At 57.5% G+C, this 19954-nt stretch carries 21 protein-coding genes; 12 read left to right on the top strand and 9 right to left on the bottom strand.

Annotated elements, in window-relative coordinates; all coding sequences use genetic code 11:
* Positions 1 to 8: 8 nt before the first annotated feature.
* Together astE and spy are read left to right on the top strand one after the other, a co-directional pair.
* A complete protein-coding gene (gene astE, locus ACQUTP_RS22290) occupies positions 9 to 974 on the top strand; it encodes a succinylglutamate desuccinylase (protein WP_004203816.1) in 966 nt (321 codons plus the stop codon).
* Positions 975 to 1317: 343 nt separating this feature from the next.
* Positions 1318 to 1803 carry an ATP-independent periplasmic protein-refolding chaperone Spy gene (spy, locus tag ACQUTP_RS22285; RefSeq protein WP_072096650.1) on the top strand — a complete coding sequence of 162 codons (486 nt, stop codon included), beginning with the start codon at positions 1318 to 1320 and terminating at the stop codon, positions 1801 to 1803.
* An 86-nt stretch (positions 1804 to 1889) separates the two neighbouring features.
* On the opposite strand, the gene cho is transcribed toward spy, so the two are convergent.
* Positions 1890 to 2753, bottom strand: a complete 864-nt coding sequence (gene cho, locus ACQUTP_RS22280; protein WP_043521266.1) for an excinuclease Cho — start codon at positions 2751 to 2753, stop codon at positions 1890 to 1892.
* Positions 2754 to 2852: 99 nt separating this feature from the next.
* Positions 2853 to 3680, bottom strand: coding sequence for an ammonia-dependent NAD(+) synthetase (gene nadE / locus ACQUTP_RS22275; protein ID WP_004203821.1), 828 nt, complete (start codon positions 3678 to 3680; stop codon positions 2853 to 2855).
* Between the two features lie 282 nt (positions 3681 to 3962).
* Between nadE and osmE the strand changes: the two genes are divergently transcribed.
* From osmE to chbG, 8 genes are all read left to right on the top strand, one after another.
* Positions 3963 to 4301, top strand: coding sequence for an osmotically-inducible lipoprotein OsmE (gene osmE, locus ACQUTP_RS22270; protein WP_004203822.1), 339 nt, complete (start codon positions 3963 to 3965; stop codon positions 4299 to 4301).
* A 278-nt stretch (positions 4302 to 4579) separates the two neighbouring features.
* Positions 4580 to 4900: a PTS N,N'-diacetylchitobiose transporter subunit IIB gene (gene chbB / locus ACQUTP_RS22265; protein WP_002901547.1), complete on the top strand. Its 321-nt coding sequence runs from the start codon at positions 4580 to 4582 to the stop codon at positions 4898 to 4900.
* A gap of 19 nt (positions 4901 to 4919) precedes the next feature.
* Positions 4920 to 5036: a hypothetical protein gene (locus tag ACQUTP_RS22260; RefSeq protein ID WP_032425961.1), complete on the top strand. Its 117-nt coding sequence runs from the start codon at positions 4920 to 4922 to the stop codon at positions 5034 to 5036.
* Positions 5037 to 5047: 11 nt separating this feature from the next.
* Positions 5048 to 6406: a PTS N,N'-diacetylchitobiose transporter subunit IIC gene (chbC, locus tag ACQUTP_RS22255; protein ID WP_004203823.1), complete on the top strand. Its 1359-nt coding sequence runs from the start codon at positions 5048 to 5050 to the stop codon at positions 6404 to 6406.
* A gap of 53 nt (positions 6407 to 6459) precedes the next feature.
* Positions 6460 to 6807 (top strand): PTS N,N'-diacetylchitobiose transporter subunit IIA, encoded by a 348-nt coding sequence (gene chbA / locus ACQUTP_RS22250; RefSeq protein ID WP_064187346.1) that lies wholly within the window; start codon positions 6460 to 6462, stop codon positions 6805 to 6807.
* A gap of 27 nt (positions 6808 to 6834) precedes the next feature.
* The gene (chbR, locus tag ACQUTP_RS22245; protein ID WP_004203825.1) at positions 6835 to 7659 is read left to right on the top strand and encodes a transcriptional regulator ChbR; all 825 of its coding nucleotides are present in this window, start codon (positions 6835 to 6837) and stop codon (positions 7657 to 7659) included.
* 110 nt (positions 7660 to 7769) lie between these two features.
* Entirely contained in the window at positions 7770 to 9116 is a 1347-nt protein-coding gene (locus ACQUTP_RS22240; protein WP_428902448.1) for a 6-phospho-beta-glucosidase, read from the top strand.
* Positions 9117 to 9128: 12 nt separating this feature from the next.
* Entirely contained in the window at positions 9129 to 9887 is a 759-nt protein-coding gene (chbG, locus tag ACQUTP_RS22235) for a chitin disaccharide deacetylase (RefSeq protein WP_017898664.1), read from the top strand.
* 55 nt (positions 9888 to 9942) lie between these two features.
* Here chbG and katE read toward each other — a convergent pair whose 3' ends face one another.
* Positions 9943 to 12201 carry a catalase HPII gene (gene katE / locus ACQUTP_RS22230; protein ID WP_285755349.1) on the bottom strand — a complete coding sequence of 753 codons (2259 nt, stop codon included), beginning with the start codon at positions 12199 to 12201 and terminating at the stop codon, positions 9943 to 9945.
* A 190-nt stretch (positions 12202 to 12391) separates the two neighbouring features.
* Here katE and cedA point away from each other — a divergent pair, with 190 nt between their 5' ends.
* Positions 12392 to 12646, top strand: coding sequence for a cell division activator CedA (gene cedA / locus ACQUTP_RS22225; RefSeq protein WP_008807754.1), 255 nt, complete (start codon positions 12392 to 12394; stop codon positions 12644 to 12646).
* Positions 12647 to 12703: 57 nt separating this feature from the next.
* Here the strand turns inward: cedA and ACQUTP_RS22220 are convergent, their stop codons facing one another.
* From ACQUTP_RS22220 to hxpB, 4 genes are all read right to left on the bottom strand, one after another.
* Complete coding sequence (locus tag ACQUTP_RS22220; RefSeq protein WP_017898666.1) at positions 12704 to 14095, bottom strand: L-cystine transporter; 1392 nt, start codon at positions 14093 to 14095, stop codon at positions 12704 to 12706.
* Positions 14096 to 14230: 135 nt separating this feature from the next.
* Positions 14231 to 14821: a metal-dependent hydrolase gene (locus tag ACQUTP_RS22215; RefSeq protein WP_032455865.1), complete on the bottom strand. Its 591-nt coding sequence runs from the start codon at positions 14819 to 14821 to the stop codon at positions 14231 to 14233.
* Between the two features lie 91 nt (positions 14822 to 14912).
* Positions 14913 to 15674, bottom strand: a complete 762-nt coding sequence (gene kduD / locus ACQUTP_RS22210) for a 2-dehydro-3-deoxy-D-gluconate 5-dehydrogenase KduD (RefSeq protein ID WP_032455866.1) — start codon at positions 15672 to 15674, stop codon at positions 14913 to 14915.
* 149 nt (positions 15675 to 15823) lie between these two features.
* Entirely contained in the window at positions 15824 to 16492 is a 669-nt protein-coding gene (gene hxpB, locus ACQUTP_RS22205) for a hexitol phosphatase HxpB (protein ID WP_017898668.1), read from the bottom strand.
* A gap of 188 nt (positions 16493 to 16680) precedes the next feature.
* Between hxpB and ACQUTP_RS22200 the strand changes: the two genes are divergently transcribed.
* On the top strand, positions 16681 to 17217 hold the full coding sequence (locus ACQUTP_RS22200) for a YniB family protein (RefSeq protein ID WP_004203839.1): 537 nt from the start codon (positions 16681 to 16683) through the stop codon (positions 17215 to 17217).
* Between the two features lie 29 nt (positions 17218 to 17246).
* On the opposite strand, the gene yciA is transcribed toward ACQUTP_RS22200, so the two are convergent.
* Together yciA and ACQUTP_RS22190 are read right to left on the bottom strand one after the other, a co-directional pair.
* Positions 17247 to 17645: an acyl-CoA thioester hydrolase YciA gene (gene yciA, locus ACQUTP_RS22195; protein WP_002901629.1), complete on the bottom strand. Its 399-nt coding sequence runs from the start codon at positions 17643 to 17645 to the stop codon at positions 17247 to 17249.
* 98 nt (positions 17646 to 17743) lie between these two features.
* Complete coding sequence (locus ACQUTP_RS22190) at positions 17744 to 19927, bottom strand: TonB-dependent siderophore receptor (RefSeq protein ID WP_080846968.1); 2184 nt, start codon at positions 19925 to 19927, stop codon at positions 17744 to 17746.
* Between the last annotated feature and the right edge of the window lie 27 nt (positions 19928 to 19954).

The following is a 19954-nucleotide window of genomic DNA, read 5'->3' as shown; positions in this document are numbered from 1 at the left end:
GGGGCGCGGTGGAACACTTTCTGGCATTAACCCTGGCGGGGCGATTGCCCCATCACTTTCACGGCGAGACGGCCCATTTCCGCTGGCACTGGCTCGGCGAGGGGATCCTCGAGCTGACGCCGCATGCGCGCTGCGAGCGCGGGCTGGTGCTTTCCTGCGCCATCCATGGCAACGAAACGGCGCCAGTGGAGATTGTCGACCGGCTGGTGCAGCGGTTGGTCCGGGAGGCACTCCCCCTGCGCTGGCGGCTGCTGGTGATCGTCGGTAACCCGCCGGCGCTGCGGGCGAATAAACGCTATCTGCACAGCGATATGAACCGGATGTTTGGCGAGCGCTGGCGGCAGTTCCCGGCCAGCGAGGAGACGCAGCGGGCGCAGCGGCTGGAGCAGGCGGTGGCCCGCTTCTATCGCGACCATGATGGTCCGCGCTGGCACCTCGATCTGCATACCGCGATCCGCGGGTCGCTGCATCCGCGCTTCGGCGTGCTCCCGGCCCGCGATACGCCCTGGGAGGAGGATTTTCTTCACTGGTTGGGCGGCGCCGGGCTGGAGGCGCTGGTGTTTCATCGCCAGCCGGGCGGGACCTTCACCCATTTCAGCTGCGAACGGTTCGCGGCGCTGGCCTGCACTCTTGAACTGGGCAAAGCGCTGCCGTTGGGGGAAAACGATCTAACGCAGTTTGCCGCCGCCGAGGGGGCTATCTCCCGGTTGCTGGTGGGGGATCTGGCCATTGCCGACGCCCCGGCGCCGCTGCGCTACCGGGTGGTGCAGCAGATCACCCGCCATAGCGATGATTTCCGCTTGCATATGGCGGAACAGACGCTGAACTTCACCCCCTTCGCCCCAGGCACGCTGCTGGCGGAGGAGGGGGAGACGCGGTATGTGGTGGGGGCAGAGCCGGAGTATGTTCTGTTTCCCAATCCGGCGGTGGCCAGGGGGCTGCGCGCTGGCCTGATGCTGGAAAAATTATCCTGAGGGCAAGCCGTCCGCCGGGCGGCCTGCTTTATTTCGCGCGTCGTTATTCATCTTCTTATTTTTTCGTGCGCCAGTGTAAATTTGCAGATTATTCCTGGTAAAATGCTTTGTTTTTAATCTCCTCTTCTTTATACTCTCCATAATTGCTCTTCAAAACAGTAGGTTATTTATTTTTTATTGCAATTCTTCCGTCAAATTCCTTATTTTCTCCATAATTGGTGAGAAACTGTTTTTTACACTTTCATTGTTTTACTCTTGCTCTGACTAATTGACGATTAACGTCGTAAAGTTAATCTCGTCAACACGGCAACGCGCCGTAAGAATAACGTAAAGTAAGGATTGAATGATGAAGAAACTCACTGCACTGTTTGTTGCCTCTACTCTGGCTCTGGGCGCGGCTAACCTGGCACACGCCGCCGATACCACCACCGCGCCGAGCGACAGCAAGCCGATGATGATGCATCATAAAGGCGGCCCGGGTCAGCATGACATGATGTTTAAAGGGCTGAACCTGACCGATGCGCAGAAGCAGCAGATCCGCGACATCATGAAGAGCCAGCGCGAAAACATGAAGCGTCCGTCCCTTGACGAACGTCGCGCGATGCACGAGCTGATCGCCAGCGATACCTTCGACAAGGCGAAAGCGGAAGCGCAGATCGATAAGATGGAAGCGCAGCACAAAGCGATGGCGCTGTCCCGCCTGGAAACGCAGAACAAGATCTACAACATTCTGACCCCAGAGCAGAAAAAACAGTTCAATGCCAATTTTGAGAAGCATCTGACAGAACGCAACGCGCCGGCAGGTAAAATGCCTGCACCCGCTGAATAATGTAGCGCACTGAATCAAGACCGCCGGTCTTGCCCAATAATGCCATCAGGCGTTGGGCAGGGCCGGCGGTTTTTCTTTCTGGTCTTTCAGCCAAGCGGATGCAACGGGTAGTTGCCGCTGAGCAGAGGCTTACAGAGGATTTTGTAACCATCCTGGTCGAATCCGGCGGGCAGGCGGGTCAGCGCAGCGGCCTCATTGAGCGAGTCGACGGCTCCCAGCCACAGCCAGTTATGAATGACATGATACTGCGTCATATCCGGGCCGCGCTCCTCCAGCGCCACCGGTCCTGCCCACGGCCAGCACACCAGCTGCAGCTTGCTCATCTGCGCCAGCAGACGCTGACGGTGCGCCTCCACGCTCTCCTTTCCACAGCAGGCGCCGGCGCAGCGGCCCAGTGCGGATCGAAAGCAGGCGCGGCCGCGGCTGAGCGGCTCCAGACCGAGCAGGCCGTAACAGAGGCGCTGTTCGTCAGCAAGGCTCTGCAGCATCTGCAGCGCCGCCCGCCGGTTGGCGAACAGACCATAGAGATGCTGCTGGTGCGAGAAATCAACCTCGCGGGCATAGACAATCTGCGGCCGGTCGTCCGCAAGCAGCCAGGCGCAGAGTTGCTTGTTACGCCGTAGCCGCTTGTTAAACAGCGGCTGCTGCTCTTTAATCAACCGCGCCTCCAGCAGCAGCGCTCCCAGCTCGCCAGCGGTGCGCTGCCAGGTGATACGCCGGGACTGACGCAGCATCGCCGCCTCTTCAGGGGTGCGCAGGTGGGAGAGCACCCGGCTGCGGAGGTTGACGCTCTTGCCGATATAGAGCGGCATCGTGTCGCTATCGCCGTGAAACTGATAGACGCCCGGCAGCTTCGGCAGCGCCTCCAGCCACGGGCGAAGGTGTTCGGGATATTCATAGATCGCCGCCGCCTCAAACTCCAGACGCGGGGCAGATTGCTTTCTGGCCACAATAACTCCTGATACTGTCTATCTATCCAGTATAGCAGGCGGTTTTTGCGGCGAAAAGCGCAAAAAACAACCCCGGCGCGGGCCGGGGCGGGGGAGGGACTATTTTTTCCAGAAATCGTCAAAGACGGTGATCGGTGGCCGACGCTTGTGTTCGGTTTTCAGATACCAGCCTTCGATCGTTTTGGCGATGCTGGGGTCCAGCGTTTTGCCTTCCAGATAGTCGTCGATATTCTCATAGGTCACCCCCAGCGCCACTTCATCCGGCAGGGAGGGGCGATCGTCTTCCAGATCGGCGGTCGGTAACTTCTTATACAGATGTTCCGGGCAGCCGAGATGGGCCAGCAGCTGTTTGCCCTGACGTTTGTTCAGGCGGAAGATCGGGTTGATGTCGGTGCCGCCGTCGCCATATTTGGTGAAGAAGCCGGTAATCGCCTCCGCTGCATGGTCGGTGCCGACTACCACCCCTTGGGTCATCCCGGCGATGCTGTACTGGGCTTTCATGCGCTCACGGGCTTTTTCGTTGCCGCGAACGAAGTCGCTCAGTTCGATCCCCGCTTCGCGCAGCGCCTGTTCGCTTGCCAGTACCGAGGCTTTGATATTCACCGTCAACACCCGGTCAGGCTGAATAAAGGCGATGGCATCCTGGCAGTCCTGCTCATCCGCCTGCACGCCGTAGGGTAAACGGACGGCGATAAACTGCAGGCTGCTGTCGCCCGTTTCGGCGCGCAGTTCATTGATCGCCATCTGGCACAGTTTCCCCGTCAGGGTCGAGTCCTGGCCGCCGCTGATACCCAGCACCAGCGATTTAATAAAAGGGTAAGTCTGCAGATAGGATTTCAGGAAATCGACGCTGCGACGGATCTCGTCTGCGGCATCAATCTGCGGCTTCGCGCCCAGCGCCTGAATAATCTCTTGTTGTAGCGTCATCGCGCCCTCCGAAAGTGAATCTGTTTGGCAACCTGTTGGCTTAAAGCTACCTCTTTGCCGCTGAAACGACAAGGACCGGGGTTTTGACTGCCGGAAAAGAAGGCAATCAATGACATAGGATTTCATTATAGATGCCACCGCGCAGGAGAAAGCGCCGGTCGGCAGCGGAGCGTCAATCCTGTTTACGTAATAACACAATCAGACATGATTTCGCTGTTCGGCTTGAAAAATAACACTATTTATTCCAGGCTTATCGTTACACAGTGGAAGAGAGGAACCAAAATGAACAAAAGCTTAGCAGGAATACTGGGCGTCACCGTCGCGTTAACCTTACTCGCGGGCTGTACCGCTTACGATCGTACCAAAGACCAGTTTACCCAGCCGGTGGTGAAAGATGTGAAGAAAGGGATGTCGCGTCAGCAGGTGATGCAGATCGCAGGCAAACCTTCAACGGAAGTGACGATGGTCCATGCCCGCGGCACCTGCCAGACCTATATCCTCGGTCAACGAGATGGTAAAGTGGAGACCTACTTTGTGGCCCTCGACGAAACGGGGCACGTGATGAACTCCGGCTACCAGACCTGCGCCGAGTATGATACGGATCCGCGCAACGCTAAGTAAGCGCCCTACTGTTGACTGAGTTGTACGTAAGCCCGACCACTGGTCGGGCTTTTTTGTGAGTCCTGATGCTTATTTAATTGCGCGAATTATTTGGGTGAAAATGTGAGGGTAGTCAAAACCGGAGGTCAATGAGAGACAATTCTGTTCAACAGGGAATTATCACGACGGCTCAGCTTGCCGTATACTCAACCCATAAACAGAATTAACCGGATGTTACCAGTCTTACCGGCTCTCAGCGGTTACTGAAGGCCCTGGTCTCACACATTGAGGAAGCGTTCATGGAAAAGAAACACATTTATCTGTTCTGCTCGGCAGGCATGTCCACGTCACTGCTGGTCTCCAAAATGCGGGCGCAGGCGGAAAAATACGAAGTCCCGGTCATTATTGAAGCCTATCCTGAAACTCTCGCGGGTGAAAAGGGACCGGAAGCCGACGTTGTATTATTAGGGCCACAAATTGCGTATATGTTACCGGAAATTCAGCGCCTGCTGCCGAATAAACCGGTAGAAGTCATCGATTCTCTTCTGTATGGCAAGGTGGATGGTTTAGGAGTATTGAAAGCCGCCGTCGCGGCCATTAAGAAAGCTGCAGCACAATAATTTTAAATTTTAAAACTCGATGTATTTTGACGCCTGGCGGCATTCTGTTGCCGGACGTCAAAAAATAAAGAGTTTATTTTCCCGTCAAAGAGTAATTTCATACATCATCGCCGTAATAGTTTATTGCGGCTTTTAAGGGTATTGACTATGAGTAAAGTGATCGACTCGCTTGAAAAGGTACTCCTTCCTTTTGCAGTGAAAATAGGAAAGCAGCCGCATATTAATGCGATTAAAAATGGATTTATTAAACTCATGCCGTTGACCCTCGCCGGGGCCATGTTTGTATTAATTAACAACGTTTTTCTGAGCTTCGGCGAAGGCTCTTTCTTTTACTCCATGGGCATTCGCCTGGATGCCTCTACCATTGAAACCTTAAACGGTTTTAAGGCTATCGGCGGCAACGTCTATAACGGCACCCTCGGCATTATGTCGCTGATGGCGCCATTCTTTATCGGCTCCGCGCTGGCGGAAGAACGCAAAGTCGACCCGATGGCCGCTGGCCTGCTGGCGGTAGCGGCCTTCATGACCGTGACCCCATACAGCGTGGGCGAAGCCTATGCCGTCGGCGCCAACTGGCTGGGCGGGCAGAACATCATCTCTGGTATGATTATCGGTCTGGTCGTCGCGGAACTGTTCACCTTCGTGATCCGTCGCAACTGGGTGATCAGACTGCCGGACAGCGTGCCGGGATCGGTATCGCGCTCTTTCTCTGCGCTGATCCCTGGCTTCTTGATCCTCTCCATCTTCGGCATTATCTCGTGGGCCCTGTCGAGCTACGGCAGCAACTTCCACCAGATCATCATGGACTCCATCTCTACGCCGCTGGCGGCGATGGGCAGCGTGGTCGGCTGGGCATACGTCATCTTTAACTCCCTGCTGTGGTTCTTCGGGGTGCACGGTTCGCTGGCGCTGACCGCGCTGGATAACGGCATCATGACGCCGTGGGCGCTGGAAAACATCGCCCTGTACAACCAGTACGGATCGGTTGATGCGGCGATCGAAGCGGGTAAACAGTTCCACTTCTGGGCCAAGCCGATGCTCGACTCCTACATCCTGCTGGGTGGCTCCGGGGCGACGCTGGGTCTGATTATCGCCATCTTTATCGCTTCCCGCCGCGCTGACCATCGTCAGGTCGCGAAGCTGGCGCTGCCGTCAGGCATCTTCCAGATTAACGAACCGATTCTTTTTGGCCTGCCGATCATCATGAACCCGGTGATGTTCATCCCGTTCGTGCTGGTCCAGCCGATTCTGGCGGCCATTACTCTCGCCGCCTACAGCCTGGGGATTATCCCACCGGTGACCAACCTGGCGCCGTGGACCATGCCAACTGGCCTGGGGGCGTTCTTTAACAGTAACGGCAGTGTCGCCGCTCTGCTGGTCGCCCTGTTCAACCTTGGCGTCTCCACCCTGGTCTACCTGCCGTTTGTGGTGCTGTCGAATAAAGCGCAGACCGTTATCGAGCAGGAAGAGAGCGAAGAAGACATCGCCAACGCACTGAAATTCTGATACCGCGCGGTACGGGCAACGTCCTGTACCGCCTGAGAAATGAGGGAAATATTATGTTTGATCTGGACAACATCGAGGCGGTAGAGACCCCGGAAAACGACCTCGAAGAGGTGGTGATGGGGCTGATTATCAACTCCGGCCAAGCGCGTAGTCTGGCCTATGCCGCGCTGAAGCAGGCCAAGCAGGGGGATTTTGCCGCGGCGAAAACGATGATGGAGCAGTCGCGTCAGGCGCTGAGCGAGGCGCATCGGGTGCAGACCCAGCTTATCGAAAGCGACGAGGGCGAGGGGAAAATGAAGGTCAGCCTGGTGCTGGTGCATGCTCAGGATCACCTGATGACCTCCATGCTGGCCCGCGAGCTGGTAGCGGAATTGATTGAGCTGCACGAGAAGGTACAATAGGCCATCGCGACGATGAGGCAGCCCAGGATGATGACCACCGAGATCAGTACCGCCAGAGAACAGCAGTTGTTCAACGGGAAGAACTTTCATGTGGTCATCTATAACAAAACGGAAAGCGTGAGCGGGCTCCACCAGCATGATTACTACGAATTTACCGTCGTATTAACCGGGCGCTATTACCAGGAGATCAATGGCAAACGGGTGCTGCTGGAGCGCGGGGATTTTGTCTTTATCCCGATGGGTTCGCACCACCAGAGCTTCTATGAATTTGGTGCGACGCGCATCCTTAACGTCGGCATCAGCAGGCGCTTCTTTGAGAAACATTATCTGCCGCTGCTGCCGTTTGGCCTGGTGGCGTCGCAGGTCTACGCCGTGCAGAGCGCTTTTCTCGGCTACATTGAGTCGGTCATCGCCTCACTCAATTTTCGCGAAACGGAATTTGACGAATTTATCGAGCTGGTCTCCTTTTATGTCATTAACCGTTTACGTCACTATCGCGAAGAGCCGGTTGCAGACGTCGTCCCGCAATGGTTAAAAAATACCGTTGAGGCTATGCACGATAAACTGGAGTTTGGCGAGAGCGCCCTCGAGAATATGGTTCGGCTATCGGGCAAAACGCAGGAATATTTAACCCGGGCGACCCAGCGCTATTATGGTAAAACGCCGATGCAGATAATTAACGATATCCGTATCAATTTTGCCAAAAAGCAGCTGGAAATTACCAACTATTCGGTGACGGATATTGCCTATGAATCAGGGTACAGCAGCCCGAGCCTGTTTATTAAAACCTTTAAAAAGCTGACCTCGTTTACACCGAGTAGTTATCGAAAACATTTGACCAGTATTAATTAAGCCCAGGCGGTATTAGCCGCCAGGCTTACACCATAACTAATTTAAGTTAACTGTCCGCATTTATGCGGAGAGCGGCCTGCGTCTACACGCAGCGTCTAAGGGAGAAAAAGATGAGCCAGAAATTAAAAGTCGCCACCATTGGCGGCGGTAGCAGCTATACCCCGGAATTACTGGAAGGTTTCCTGAAACGTTATCATGAACTGCCGGTGACAGAGCTGTGGCTGGTGGATGTGGAAGAGGGCCAGGAGAAGCTCGATATTATCCATGCGCTGTGCGAGCGGATGGTGGAAAAAGCCGGCGTGCCGATGAAGGTTTATAAAACGCTGGACCGCCGCGAGGCGCTGCAGGGCGCTGATTTCGTCACTACCCAGCTGCGCGTGGGCCAGCTGAAGGCGCGGGAAAAAGATGAGCGCATCCCGCTGAGCCACGGTTATCTTGGCCAGGAGACCAACGGGGCGGGCGGGCTGTTTAAGGGGCTGCGCACCATCCCGGTGATTTTCGACATCGTGAAAGATGTGCAGGAGATCTGCCCGGACGCGTGGATCATCAACTTCACCAACCCGGCGGGCATGGTCACCGAGGCGGTCTATCGTCACACCAGTTTCAAACGCTTTATCGGGGTGTGCAACATTCCCATCGGCATGAAGATGTTCATCACCGACGTGCTGCAGCTCAGCCCGAGCGATGAGCTGCACATCGACCTGTTCGGTCTGAACCACCTGGTGTTCGTCCGCGACGTGCTGGTTAACGGCGTCTCGCGCTTCGATGAACTGCTGGACGGCGTCGCCTCCGGCCGCCTGACCGCGAACTCGGTAAAAAATATCTTCGACCTGCCGTTCAGCGAAGGGCTGATCCGCTCCCTGCGCCTGATCCCATGCTCCTATCTGCTCTATTACTTTAAGCCAAAAGAGATGCTGGCGATTGAGATGGGCGAGTACTATAAGGGCGGCGCGCGCGCCCAGGTGGTGCAGAAAGTGGAGAAGCAGCTGTTTGAGCTGTATAAAAATCCGGATCTCAAGGTCAAGCCGAAGGAGCTGGAGCAGCGCGGGGGCGCCTATTACTCCGATGCCGCTTGCGAAGTGATCAACGCTATCTATAACGATAAGCAGACTGAGCACTATGTGAATATCCCACATCATGGCCATATCGATAATATCCCGGCGGACTGGGCGGTCGAGATGAGCTGCACCTTAGGTCGCGATGGCGCGAAGCCGACGCCGCGCATCACCCATTTCGACGAGAAGGTGCTGGGGCTTATCTACACCATCAAAGGGTTTGAAGTGGCGGCCAGCCAGGCGGCGATCAGCGGTGAGCTGAACGACGTGCTGCTGGCGCTGAACTTAAGCCCGCTGATCCATTCCGATCGTGACGCCGAGCAGCTGGCGCGGGAGATGATTTTGGCCCATGAAAAATGGCTGCCGAACTTTGCGGCGACGATCGAAAAACTGAAAGCGTAACGGGAGCGGGTAATGGAACGCGTATTGATCGTCAATGCTGACGACTTCGGCCTCAGTAAAGGGCAGAACTACGGCATTATCGAGGCCTGCCGCAACGGCGTGGTGACATCGACTACGGCGCTGGTCAACGGCGCGGCTATTGACCACGCCGCCCAGCTGAGCCGCAGTACGCCGGAGCTGGCGGTCGGGATGCACTTTGTGCTGACGCTGGGCGAACCGCTGTCGGCCATGCCGGGGTTAACCCGCGACGGCCGGCTGGGCAAATGGATCTGGCAGCAGGCGGAAGAAGATAACCTGCCGCTGGAGGAGATTGCCCACGAGCTGGCGTGTCAGTACCGTCGTTTTATCGAACTCTTCGGTCATGAGCCGACGCATCTCGACAGCCATCACCATGTGCATATGATCGCTCCGATCTACCCCATCGTTGCGGCTTTTGCCCGCGACAAGGGCATCGCGTTGCGTATCGATCGCCAGGTAGCGGCGCAGAGCGGTCTCGATCAGCAGGCGGCGCGCAGCAGCGCAGGCTTCAGCAGCGAGTTTTACGGGGAAGCCGTCTCTGAGGCGCTGTTCCTGCAGACGCTGGACGCCTCAATCGCCCGCGAGGAGCGCTCTCTGGAGGTGATGTGTCATCCGGCCTTTGTCGACCAGACCATCATGGGCAGCGCCTACTGCTATCCGCGGCTGGGCGAGCTTGATGTGCTGACGTCCGCCTCGCTGAAAGCGGCGGTGGCCGACCGGGGTTATCGCCTGGGAACCTACCGCGACGTGTAAACCCGACGGGGAAAGGAAAGTGAGTCAAGCCCGGCACACCGTGCCGGGCTTTTTGCTACGCCGGTATAGCGGCGATTTTCGGGCTTCTCGACCACACCCGGTGGGCCGTCATCAGGGCGAGCAGTTTATCTGCCGCCGGGGTGTCGAGAGCATCGGTGACGATGACGCCCTCTTCGCCCTGGGCCGGGACCTGCAGAACCGACGTTAACTGCCGCGCATCGCCTGCCAGCAGGATCGGCTTCAGATGCTTATAGGCCTCCAGCAGGTAGTAGCGCGCGTCGCCGCTCTGGCTCAGGGCGCTGAGATCGCCGCCGGGCACCACCACGGCATCCACCGTCAGCGACGGGGAGCCGGCGAAGGTGCCGGCGATCGGCAGGGGAGAGCCATCGTCGGCGACGACTTCCCCCATCCGCGAATAGAGCAGTTTACTGTGCACGCCCCGGGCCTGTAGCGCCTGCAGGAGATGGACCAGATCCTGCGCCGAGGTACGCTCATTGAGCAGCACCGCCACCACACGACCTTTCACATCCCCTTCGGCATCCGCGTAGAGGCTGAGGGTGGGATCTTTCTCCACGCCGTTGACCGGGGAGGGCAGAGTGAGGCTGCGCTGCTCATCGCTCAGTTCGATACCTAAATTCGCCCCGACCGCTTCCGCCAGCCGGGTATCAATATGGGCCAGGTGATCGACCACCCGCTCGCGGATCCAGGTGCGGACCACTTTGCTAAGCTCGAAGCTGAAGCCATCGATAATATGCTGCTGCTCAATCGGCGTCTGGCTCAGCCAGAACAGACGCGGCTGGGCGTAATATTCGCCGAATGACGGGCTGCGCTGGCGGATCTTCTCGCCGTCGACGCGCTCGGCGAGGGACTCAAAACCGCCGCGTTTGGCGGCTGGCGGCGTCTCGCGCGGCCAGTTGTCGTTGATCGAGTTGGGTTCGTAGTTGGCCGGGTTGGTGTCAATCTCCATCCGGTGCATACCGTCGCGCTGGAAGTTGTGGTACGGGCAGGTCGGCCGGTTGATCGGGATTTCATGGAAATTCGGTCCGCCGAGGCGGCTTATCTGGGTATCGGTGTAGGAGAAGAGGCGCCCCTGCAGCAGCGGATCGTTGCTGAAATCGATGCCCGGGACGATATGCCCGGGATGGAAGGCCGCCTGTTCGTTTTCGGCAGAGAAGTTGTCCGGGTTGCGGTTGAGGACCATTTTGCCGACCCGTTGCACCGGCACCAGCGCCTCGGGGATCAGTTTGGTGGGATCTAACAGGTCGAAGTCAAAATCAAATTCATTCTCTTCGGGGATCAGCTGCAGGCCGAGCTCAAATTCCGGGTAGTCCCCGGCTTCAATGGCCTCCCACAGATCGCGGCGATGAAAATCGGGGTCACGGCCGGTCAGCTTCTGCGCTTCATCCCATACCAGCGACGCCTTGCCGGCGACCGGTTTCCAGTGGAAGCGAACAAAGGTGGCTTTGCCCTCGGCATTGATCAGGCGGAAGGTGTGGATGCCAAAGCCTTCCATGGTGCGATAGCTGCGCGGGATGCCGCGATCGGACATCGCCCACATCACGTTGTGCAGCGTTTCCGGCTGCAGGGAAACATAGTCCCAGAACGTATCGTGAGCGCTTTGTCCCTGGGGAATGGCCCAGTGGGGTTCAGGCTTCACGGCGTGGACAAAGTCGGGAAACTTCAGCGCGTCCTGGATAAAGAAGACCGGGGTGTTGTTGCCGACGAGGTCAAAAATCCCCTCGTCGGTGTAAAACTTGGTGGCGAAGCCGCGAATATCGCGAACGGTGTCCGCCGACCCCGCGCCGCCCTGCACGGTGGAGAAGCGCACAAAGACCGGGGTGATTTTATCGGCTGCCGAGAGAAAATCGGCTTTGGTCAAGGCTGTCAGGCTTTTGTAGGGCTGGAAGTAGCCGTGGGCTGCTGAGCCGCGGGCATGAACGATACGCTCCGGAATTCGCTCGTGGTCGAAGTGGGTGATCTTCTCCCGCAGAATGAAATCTTCCAGCAGCGTTGGGCCGCGGGTACCGGCGCGCAGCGAGTTCTGATCGTCGGCAATGCGCACGCCCTGGTTAGTGGTCAGCGGATAGTCTTCTCCGCCTTTGCGCTGTGGCTCCAGGGCATCGAGTTTTTTGCTGTGGGTATCAGGCGTTTTCAGGCTGCCAGGGGCGGTCGGTTCAGCGCCAGGGGCGGTGGGTTTCGGCGTGGGGCGCCACTCCCTGTCATCCGGCGCCAGCGAGTCGAGACCCGGCTGTGCTTCCTCGCTGCCGTGGACCGGTGCCTGCTGGTGGTGAGGGTTTGGGTGCTTATCAGACATTGCTCGTCTCCTGCTTTCATTGCTAAAAGTGGTCGTTGATAAACCAAAACCCTTCTAACTATAGAACATTACGCTGCCTGCGCCCGGCAAGGGGGCAGGGAGTTATCCTAAAATGCGCATCGGCGGCAGGGGGGCGACGAACGGGGCCACGATCGGCTATGATAGAGGTTTCTGTTTCCCGCTTTGCTTAGTGAATCCATTTGTTATGAAACCATTGCGCCAACAAAATCGCCCTGTCATTAGCTACGTGCCGCGCGTGGAGCCTGCGCCCCCGGAACATGCCGTGAAAATGGACCATTTTCGCGATGTCTGGATTTTGCGCGGGAAGTATGTCGCCTTTCTGCTGATGGGAGAGCATTTTCGCCGTTCACCGGCGTTCAGCGTGCCGGAGTCGGCGCAGCGCTGGGCTAACCAGGTGCGTCAGGAAGGAGAGATTGAAGCCTGAGTCTGCTGCAGAAATAAAAAAACCGCTGATTATCAGCGGTTTTTTTGTGCTTACCGTTTAGCGATGCGCCAGTTCGGCTTCTTCTTCGCTATCGAAAATCGACTTGTCGGTCTGGCGCAGCCACTGGCTGGTCAGCGTCCCGGCGGTCATGGAGCCGTTAACGTTCAGCGCGGTACGTCCCATATCGATCAGCGGCTCGACGGAGATCAGCAGCGCCACGAGGGTCACCGGCAGGCCCATCGCCGGCAGGACGATCAGCGCGGCGAAGGTGGCCCCGCCGCCCACTCCGGCGACGCCCGCCGAGCTGACGGTGACGATGCCCACGAGGGTGGCAATCCACATCGGATCCAGCGGGTTGATGCCTACGGTCGGTGCGACCATCACCGCCAGCATGGCCGGGTAGATACCGGCGCAGCCGTTCTGACCAATGGTGGCGCCAAAGGAGGCGGAGAAGCTGGCAATCGACTCCGGTACGCCGAGACGACGGGTCTGCGCTTCCACGTTCAGCGGAATGGAGGCGGCGCTGGAGCGGCTGGTGAAGGCGAAGGTGATCACCGGCCAGACTTTACGGAAATACTTCAGCGGGCTGACGCCGTTAATCGCCAGCAGCAGGCCGTGGACGATAAACATGATGCCCAGCGCGATGTACGAGGCCACCACGAAGCCGCCAAGCTTGATGATATCCTGCAGATTCGACCCGGCAACCACTTTGGTCATCAGCGCCAGAACGCCGTAAGGGGTCAGCTGCATCACCAGACGAACCAGCTTCATCACCCAGCCCTGCAGGGTATCAATGGCGGTCAGGACGCGCTGGCCTTTTTCCACATCCTCTTTCAGCAGCTTCAGGGCTGCGACGCCGAGGAACGCCGAGAAAATGACGATGCTGATGATCGAGGTCGGGTTAGCCCCGGTCAGGTCAGCAAACGGGTTCTTCGGCACAAAGGAGAGGATCAGCTGCGGGACGCTGAGATCGGCCACTTTACCCACATAGTTGCTCTGAATGGCGTTCAGACGAGCGGTCTCCGCGCTGCCCTGGACCAGTCCCTCGGCGGTGAGGCCGAACATGTTAGTCACCAGCACGCCAACCAGAGCGGCGATCAGGGTGGTGAACAACAGAGTCCCGATGCTCAGGAAGCTGATTTTCCCCAGCTGCGAGGCATTGTGCAGGCGGGCGACCGCGCTAAGGATTGACGCGAAGACCAGCGGCATAACGATCATTTGCAGCAGCTGGACATAACCGTTGCCGACGATATTAAACCACTGGATGGAATCCTTCAGCACCTGGCTGTCAGACCCGTAGATCAGCTGTAGCGCCAGACCGAAGATCACGCCAATCGCCAGGCCGACCAGGACCTTCCTGGCCAGGCTCCACTGTTTATGGCGCGTTTGCCCCAGCGCAAACAACAATACGGCGAACACGACTACGTTCGCTATTAATGGAAAGTTCATCCCCGTTCTCCTGATATTTTTATAACCTGGGCTGGTGGATAACCAGCTCTTATGACCGCAAGGTTAGCAGAAGGCGTTATCAAGGACTTATATTCAAATGGAATGGGTTATAACCAAAAGGTGTTTTCTGCCGGTTTATCGCCCACTCTGGTGACTTATGAAGCGATTGAAGGTGATCTGCAGGGAATTAATCACCCCGGAAGACCAGCGTATCGCGGTGTTGTCCGCCAGCGTCTGCGGCATCCAGACGGCATAGACGAACAGCGCCATGCATAAGGCGCGCTCCAGCTGGTTGCCTTTGCGCGGCGCAAGGATCGGTAGCCGAAAGCGCCAGCGGCAGGGCCACAGCAGCGGCACCCCGGCTGGGGTGAGCATATCGGCAAGGATGTGGCTGAGATAGCCCAGCACCAGGCCCTGGAGGGCGTCCGCCGGGACAATCCAGCTGTCAGGCACCTTGAGGTAGAATAGCGTCAGCGCACCAAACACCGCCAGCAGGCTGTGGGTGAAGCCGCGGTGGCCAAAGGCCCGCGCCACGGGCTTTGAGATCCAGCTCAGCCGCTGGCCAAGAAACGACTTTGGGTGATCGATGTCCGGCAGCAGGCAGGTCAAGACCGCGGAGGGCACAATATGCCACCAGTCGCCCTGCGCCAGCACCGGCGTTAACTCTGCGTTTTTGGCAAATACTGCGCAGGCGATTGAAAAGAAGAGATGGCCTTCCGCCGTCATGATAACACACCCTAAACTGTCGATTCATACAGTATAGGGTTTTTATACAGTGTACGGAAGAGGTGACGGTGTAACTCTTTGTCACAAATTCTCAGCGCGCCAGCCATCCGCCGTCGACGGCCAGGGTATAGCCGTGAATATAGTCGGCGGCGGACGAGGCGAGAAACACCACCGGCCCCTGCAGGTCATCTGGCACACCCCAGCGACCGGCGGGGATACGCTCAAGGATTGCCTGGTTGCGCTCCTCATCTTCGCGCAGCGCCTGGGTGTTATTGGTGGCCATATACCCGGGCGCAATGGCGTTGACGTTGATACCCTGACCAGCCCATTCGTTAGCCAGCAGGCGGGTCAGCCCCAGCACGCCGCTTTTCGAGGCGGTATAGGAGGGGACGCGGATCCCGCCCTGAAACGAGAGCATCGAGGCGATGTTAACGATTTTCCCGCCTTCACCCTGGCGAATGAACTGCCTGGCGACCGCCTGGCAGAGGAAAAAAACTGCTTTCAGATTCAGATCGATCACCGCATCCCAGTCACTTTCCGTGAAGGTCAGGGCATCATGGCGGCGGATAATCCCGGCGTTGTTGACCAGAATATCGACCCGGCCCATCGCCGCCACCGCCTGGTCGACCAAAACGGTCATATCATCCTGTTGGCTGAGATCCGCCTGAATGGCATGAAAGCGGCGGCCCAGCGCCTGAACCTGCGCGGCAGTGTCGTGGGGAATTTTGCGGTTGATGCCGACGATATCGCATCCGGCCTGCGCCAGGCCCAGCGTCATTCCCTGTCCCAGGCCGGTATCGCAACCGGTCACGATGGCGACCTTACCCGTCAGGTCGAAGGCGTTCAGTACCATATTCACCTCTGTGTGCTGATCTTCAGGCGTACGATAACGCCACCTGTACCCAGCATAGAGGCAGGAAAACAAAATTACAATTAAAATGAAACGATGTTTTGATTTCCTTTACTGGCGGGTGACGGCGATCGCGTCACCCGCCAGCGGCCTTACCCGAGCAGCGCCTCGACGGTCAGGGCCTGCAGTGACGGCAGCTTGACGTCCGCCAGCACGAAGCGCGGGTCGCGGCTGTTCTCTGCTTCCGGCACGACGATAGCGCGCATGCGCGCAGCTTTGCTGGCGATCATGCCGTTGACCGAGTCCTCCAGCGCGACACAGCGCTGTGGGTCGACCCCGAGGGCGGCGGCGCAGTTGAGATACACCTGCGGGTGCGGTTTGCTCCAGGGCAGATGCTCCGCCGAGGCGAGGGCATCAAACTGGTCGCGCAGCTCGAACATATTGAGCACTTTCTCCAGCATCACCAGCGGCGAGGCTGAGGCCAGCCCTACCTTCAACCCCTGGGCTTTGCACAGGGCCACCGCCTCGCGCACCCCCGGCAGCAGCGGACGTGAGGCTTCCACCAGTTCGATGGCGCGACGGATAATGCGCGCGGTGGCTTCTGCGCGGTCAACGCCGCGCCACGGCTGCTGCGCGTACCACAGATCCACCACCAGGTCGATTCGCAGACCCAGCAGGTCGGGCAGTTCATCGCGGCGGCGGGTATCCACCCCCAGGCTCTCCATGACCTCGACCTCCGCCTGATCCCAAAGCGGCTCAGAGTCAATCAGCAACCCGTCCATATCAAAAATCGCAGCCTCAATGCGGCGCTTCGCTGACATATGTCCTTCTCCTGTTGCGTAATCAGATAAACGAATCGGCATTCATGGTATATCATACCGCGCGTTATTGGGCGAAATTCGCCGTGGAAGATAGACTTATACCCGACACATTCGGGTAAGCGAGGGGCGCCTGCGCCACGCAACGGGCGGCAGGCGAACCACTAACGCGTCTTTAACAAGGGGAACTCATGACGTACCAACAAGCTGGACGCATTGCGGTCATCAAACGTATTTTGGGATGGGTCATCTTTATTCCCGCCGTGCTGTCGACGCTGATTTCTGTCCTCAAATTTATGTATGAGCACAGTGAAAAGAAACCCGGCATTGACGCGGTGATGATGGATTTTGCGCACGTCATGATTGAGATGATGCGCTTTAACACGCCGTTCCTGAACTTTTTCTGGTACAACTCACCGCTGCCGGATTTTCACCATAGCCTGAACATCGGCTTCTGGATTATCTTCATTCTGGTGTTCGTCGGCATGGCGCTGCAGGCCTCCGGCGCGCGGATGGCGCGGCAGGCGAAATTTCTCCGCGAGGGGATTGAGGATCAGCTGATCCTCGAGCAGGCGAAAGGCGCGGAAGGGTTAACTCGCGAGCAGCTCGCCGAACGCATTGTGGTGCCGCGACATACGATCCTGGTGCAGTATTTCCCGCTGTACGTGCTGCCGGTGATGGTGATTGTTATCGGCTACTTCTTCTTCTCGCTGCTGGGCTTTCTCTAAGCCAGGTGCCCGGTTAGCCGGGCGCCATCTTATTCGGCCGGCAGAGGGCGGGGTTTACCCTGATTATCGACGGCAACGTAGATAAACAGCGCTTCCGTCGCCTTGTAGCGCTGGCCAATTGGTTCTGACGAGACTTTTTTCACCCACACTTCGATGTTAATGGTGACCGAGGTATTGCCGCGCTTCACGCAGCGGGCATAGCAGCACACCACGTCGCCGACGGCCACCGGGCGTAAAAAGGTCATCCCATCCACGCGCACGGTCACCACGCGACCCTGGGCGATCTCTTTGGCCATAATGGCGCCGCCGATATCCATCTGCGACATCAGCCAGCCGCCAAAAATATCCCCGTTGGCATTAGTATCCGCCGGCATTGCCAGGGTGCGTAAAACCATTTCGCCCTTCGGGGCGAGATCTGTTGTTGTCATGCTCTACTCTGTTGTGGTCAAAGACGATCAGCGGGATGCTACTATGAAAACGGCGGAGAGAGAATAGGGCTGGCGCCCGCGGAGGCGGGCGCAGTGGTTCAGAAAGAGAGGGTCACTCCGGCGTAATACGCGCGTCCAGGCTCATTGTAGGTCGAGGCGCCGGCATTTTCGCGATACAGTTGCTTATCAAAGAGGTTACTTATGCCGGCATTCAGGCGAATATCCCGGTTGAGCTGATACTGGGTGCCGATCCCCACGATGGAATAGGCGCCAACCTCGGTGGTGGCAAGGGTTCCGGTTTCGTTGCGGATCTCTGCATACTGACGCGGCTTCTGACGGCCATAAAGCGTCCAGTTGACATTCGCCGACAGGGCGTCATTTACCTGCCAGTCGAGCATCGTGTTAACGGTATATTTCGGGATAACCGACAGCGGGTTGCCTGTCGCTTTACTTTCAGATTTGAACATCCAGGTGGCATTGGTCCGCCAGCTTAGGATATCAGCCAGCACCGGGATCAGCAGATTGCCTTCCAGCCCCTCGACCACTGCTTTGCCGCCGTTCTGCCATTGCAGGATATTATTGCCGCTGGAGGTATAGCCCAGCACCTCGGTTCCGGAGACGATTTTGTTTTTGTAATCGTTGCGGAACCAGGTGACCCCGGCAGCGTAGCCATTAAGGTTAAATTCGATACCGATCTCTTTGTTAATACTGATTTCCGGGTCGAGGTCAGGGTTGCCCAGCAGATAGCAGCTGCCTTCGGCGATAGTGTTTGGACAACCGTTGCCGCGGGTGGAGAGCAGATAGCCTTCACTGGATTGATAGAGGTTAGGCGCTTTAAACACCCGCGCGATACCGGCCTTCAGCGTGAACATATCGCCCAGCGCCTGAGACAAATTGAGGCTTGGGCTCCAGTTGCTGCCAAACTGATTATGATAATCGAAACGAATGCCGGGGATCAGGTTGGTGCCGGGCACGGCTTCGATATTATCCTCCAGATAGATACCGGTGAGGGTGGCGCTGTTTTTGGTACGACGTTGCGCAGGGTCGCCGGAGGTCCCAGGGATAGTCTCCCCATTGCTGTTAGTGGCCTGCATCGATGCCGGGTCGTCGAGCTGATCATGGTTCCATTCCATGCCCAGCGTCAGCGTCTGATCCGCCAGCCAGAAGAAAGGCACATTGAATTCGGAGGTAGTACGCCAGGATTCCAGTCGGCTGGTGGCATAATCCTCACTGTTGATCATGCCTTCGACGCGGCCGGTGGAGCCTTCCTGCAGGCGGGTATTGTTGGTTTTCTCGTAGTAAACCCCCGCTTTGGACTGGCCCCAATCCCAAAGACCGTTGTAGGTCAATCCCCAGGACTGGCGATAGAGGCGATTCGTTTCATGGCCGTACAGGGAATCCACCAGCCCGTTCGGGCTAAGATTGCCGTTGCTGTACTGGGTATCACCGGCATAGATATTCCCCTGACGGCTATAGGCGTAGCTGAAATCGAGAATTTGCTGCGGGGTCATTTTCCATGACAGCAGGGCGTTAATATCTTTATTGCGTACCCCTTCGCGTCCCGCAGCGTAGGAGCCGTTTTGCGCATGGTTAATATCCCAGGCGTCGGGTTCCGTTTTATTGATATTGCCATACAGGCGCATCGTCAGCGCCTCGCCGGCGAGTGGGCCGCTGAGATTGAAGTTAGCGCGATTAGTCGTGCCTTCCTTGTTGTTTTCCGGCTGATTGGTAAAAAAAGACAGGGAACCGTGCCAGTTGTTGGTCGGGCGTTTGGTAATAATGTTGACCACTCCGCCGGCCGCACCGGAACCATAACGCGCGGCTGCCGGGCCGCGGAGGACTTCAATTCGCTCGACCATCTCGGCAGGGACCCAGTTGCTGTCGCCCCGGGTATCGCGTTCGCCGCGCCAGCTATAGCGAACCGAGTTACGTGACGTGGCCGGTACCCCATCTATCAGGATCAGGGTGTTCTCCGGCCCCATGCCGCGGATATCAATCTGGCGGTTGTTGCCCCGACTGCCGCTGGCGCTGTTGCCGGTCAAATTTACCCCGGGCATTTTACGGATGATGTCTGAGAGATCGTTGACCGGTGGCTGTTTTGCAATATCATCTGCCGTGATAATCGACACCCCGGGCTGTTGCTTGAGCGCCTCTTCCGCCGTACTGCGCACAATCATTGTTTCGGTATCTTGTTCTGACTCTTCTGCAAAGGCGTTAGGGGCAAGGAGACTGGATATGACCAGCGCCAGGGTCGTGGGGACATAATATTGCGGCGATCTCATGTAAATATCCTTTTCAAAACAATTCAA

The sequence above is a fragment of the Klebsiella sp. 2-CIP_Kleb. genome, from assembly GCF_050378715.1.
GTDB lineage: Bacteria > Pseudomonadota > Gammaproteobacteria > Enterobacterales > Enterobacteriaceae > Klebsiella > Klebsiella quasipneumoniae.
This window is presented reverse-complemented; position numbering and strand designations above follow the sequence as displayed.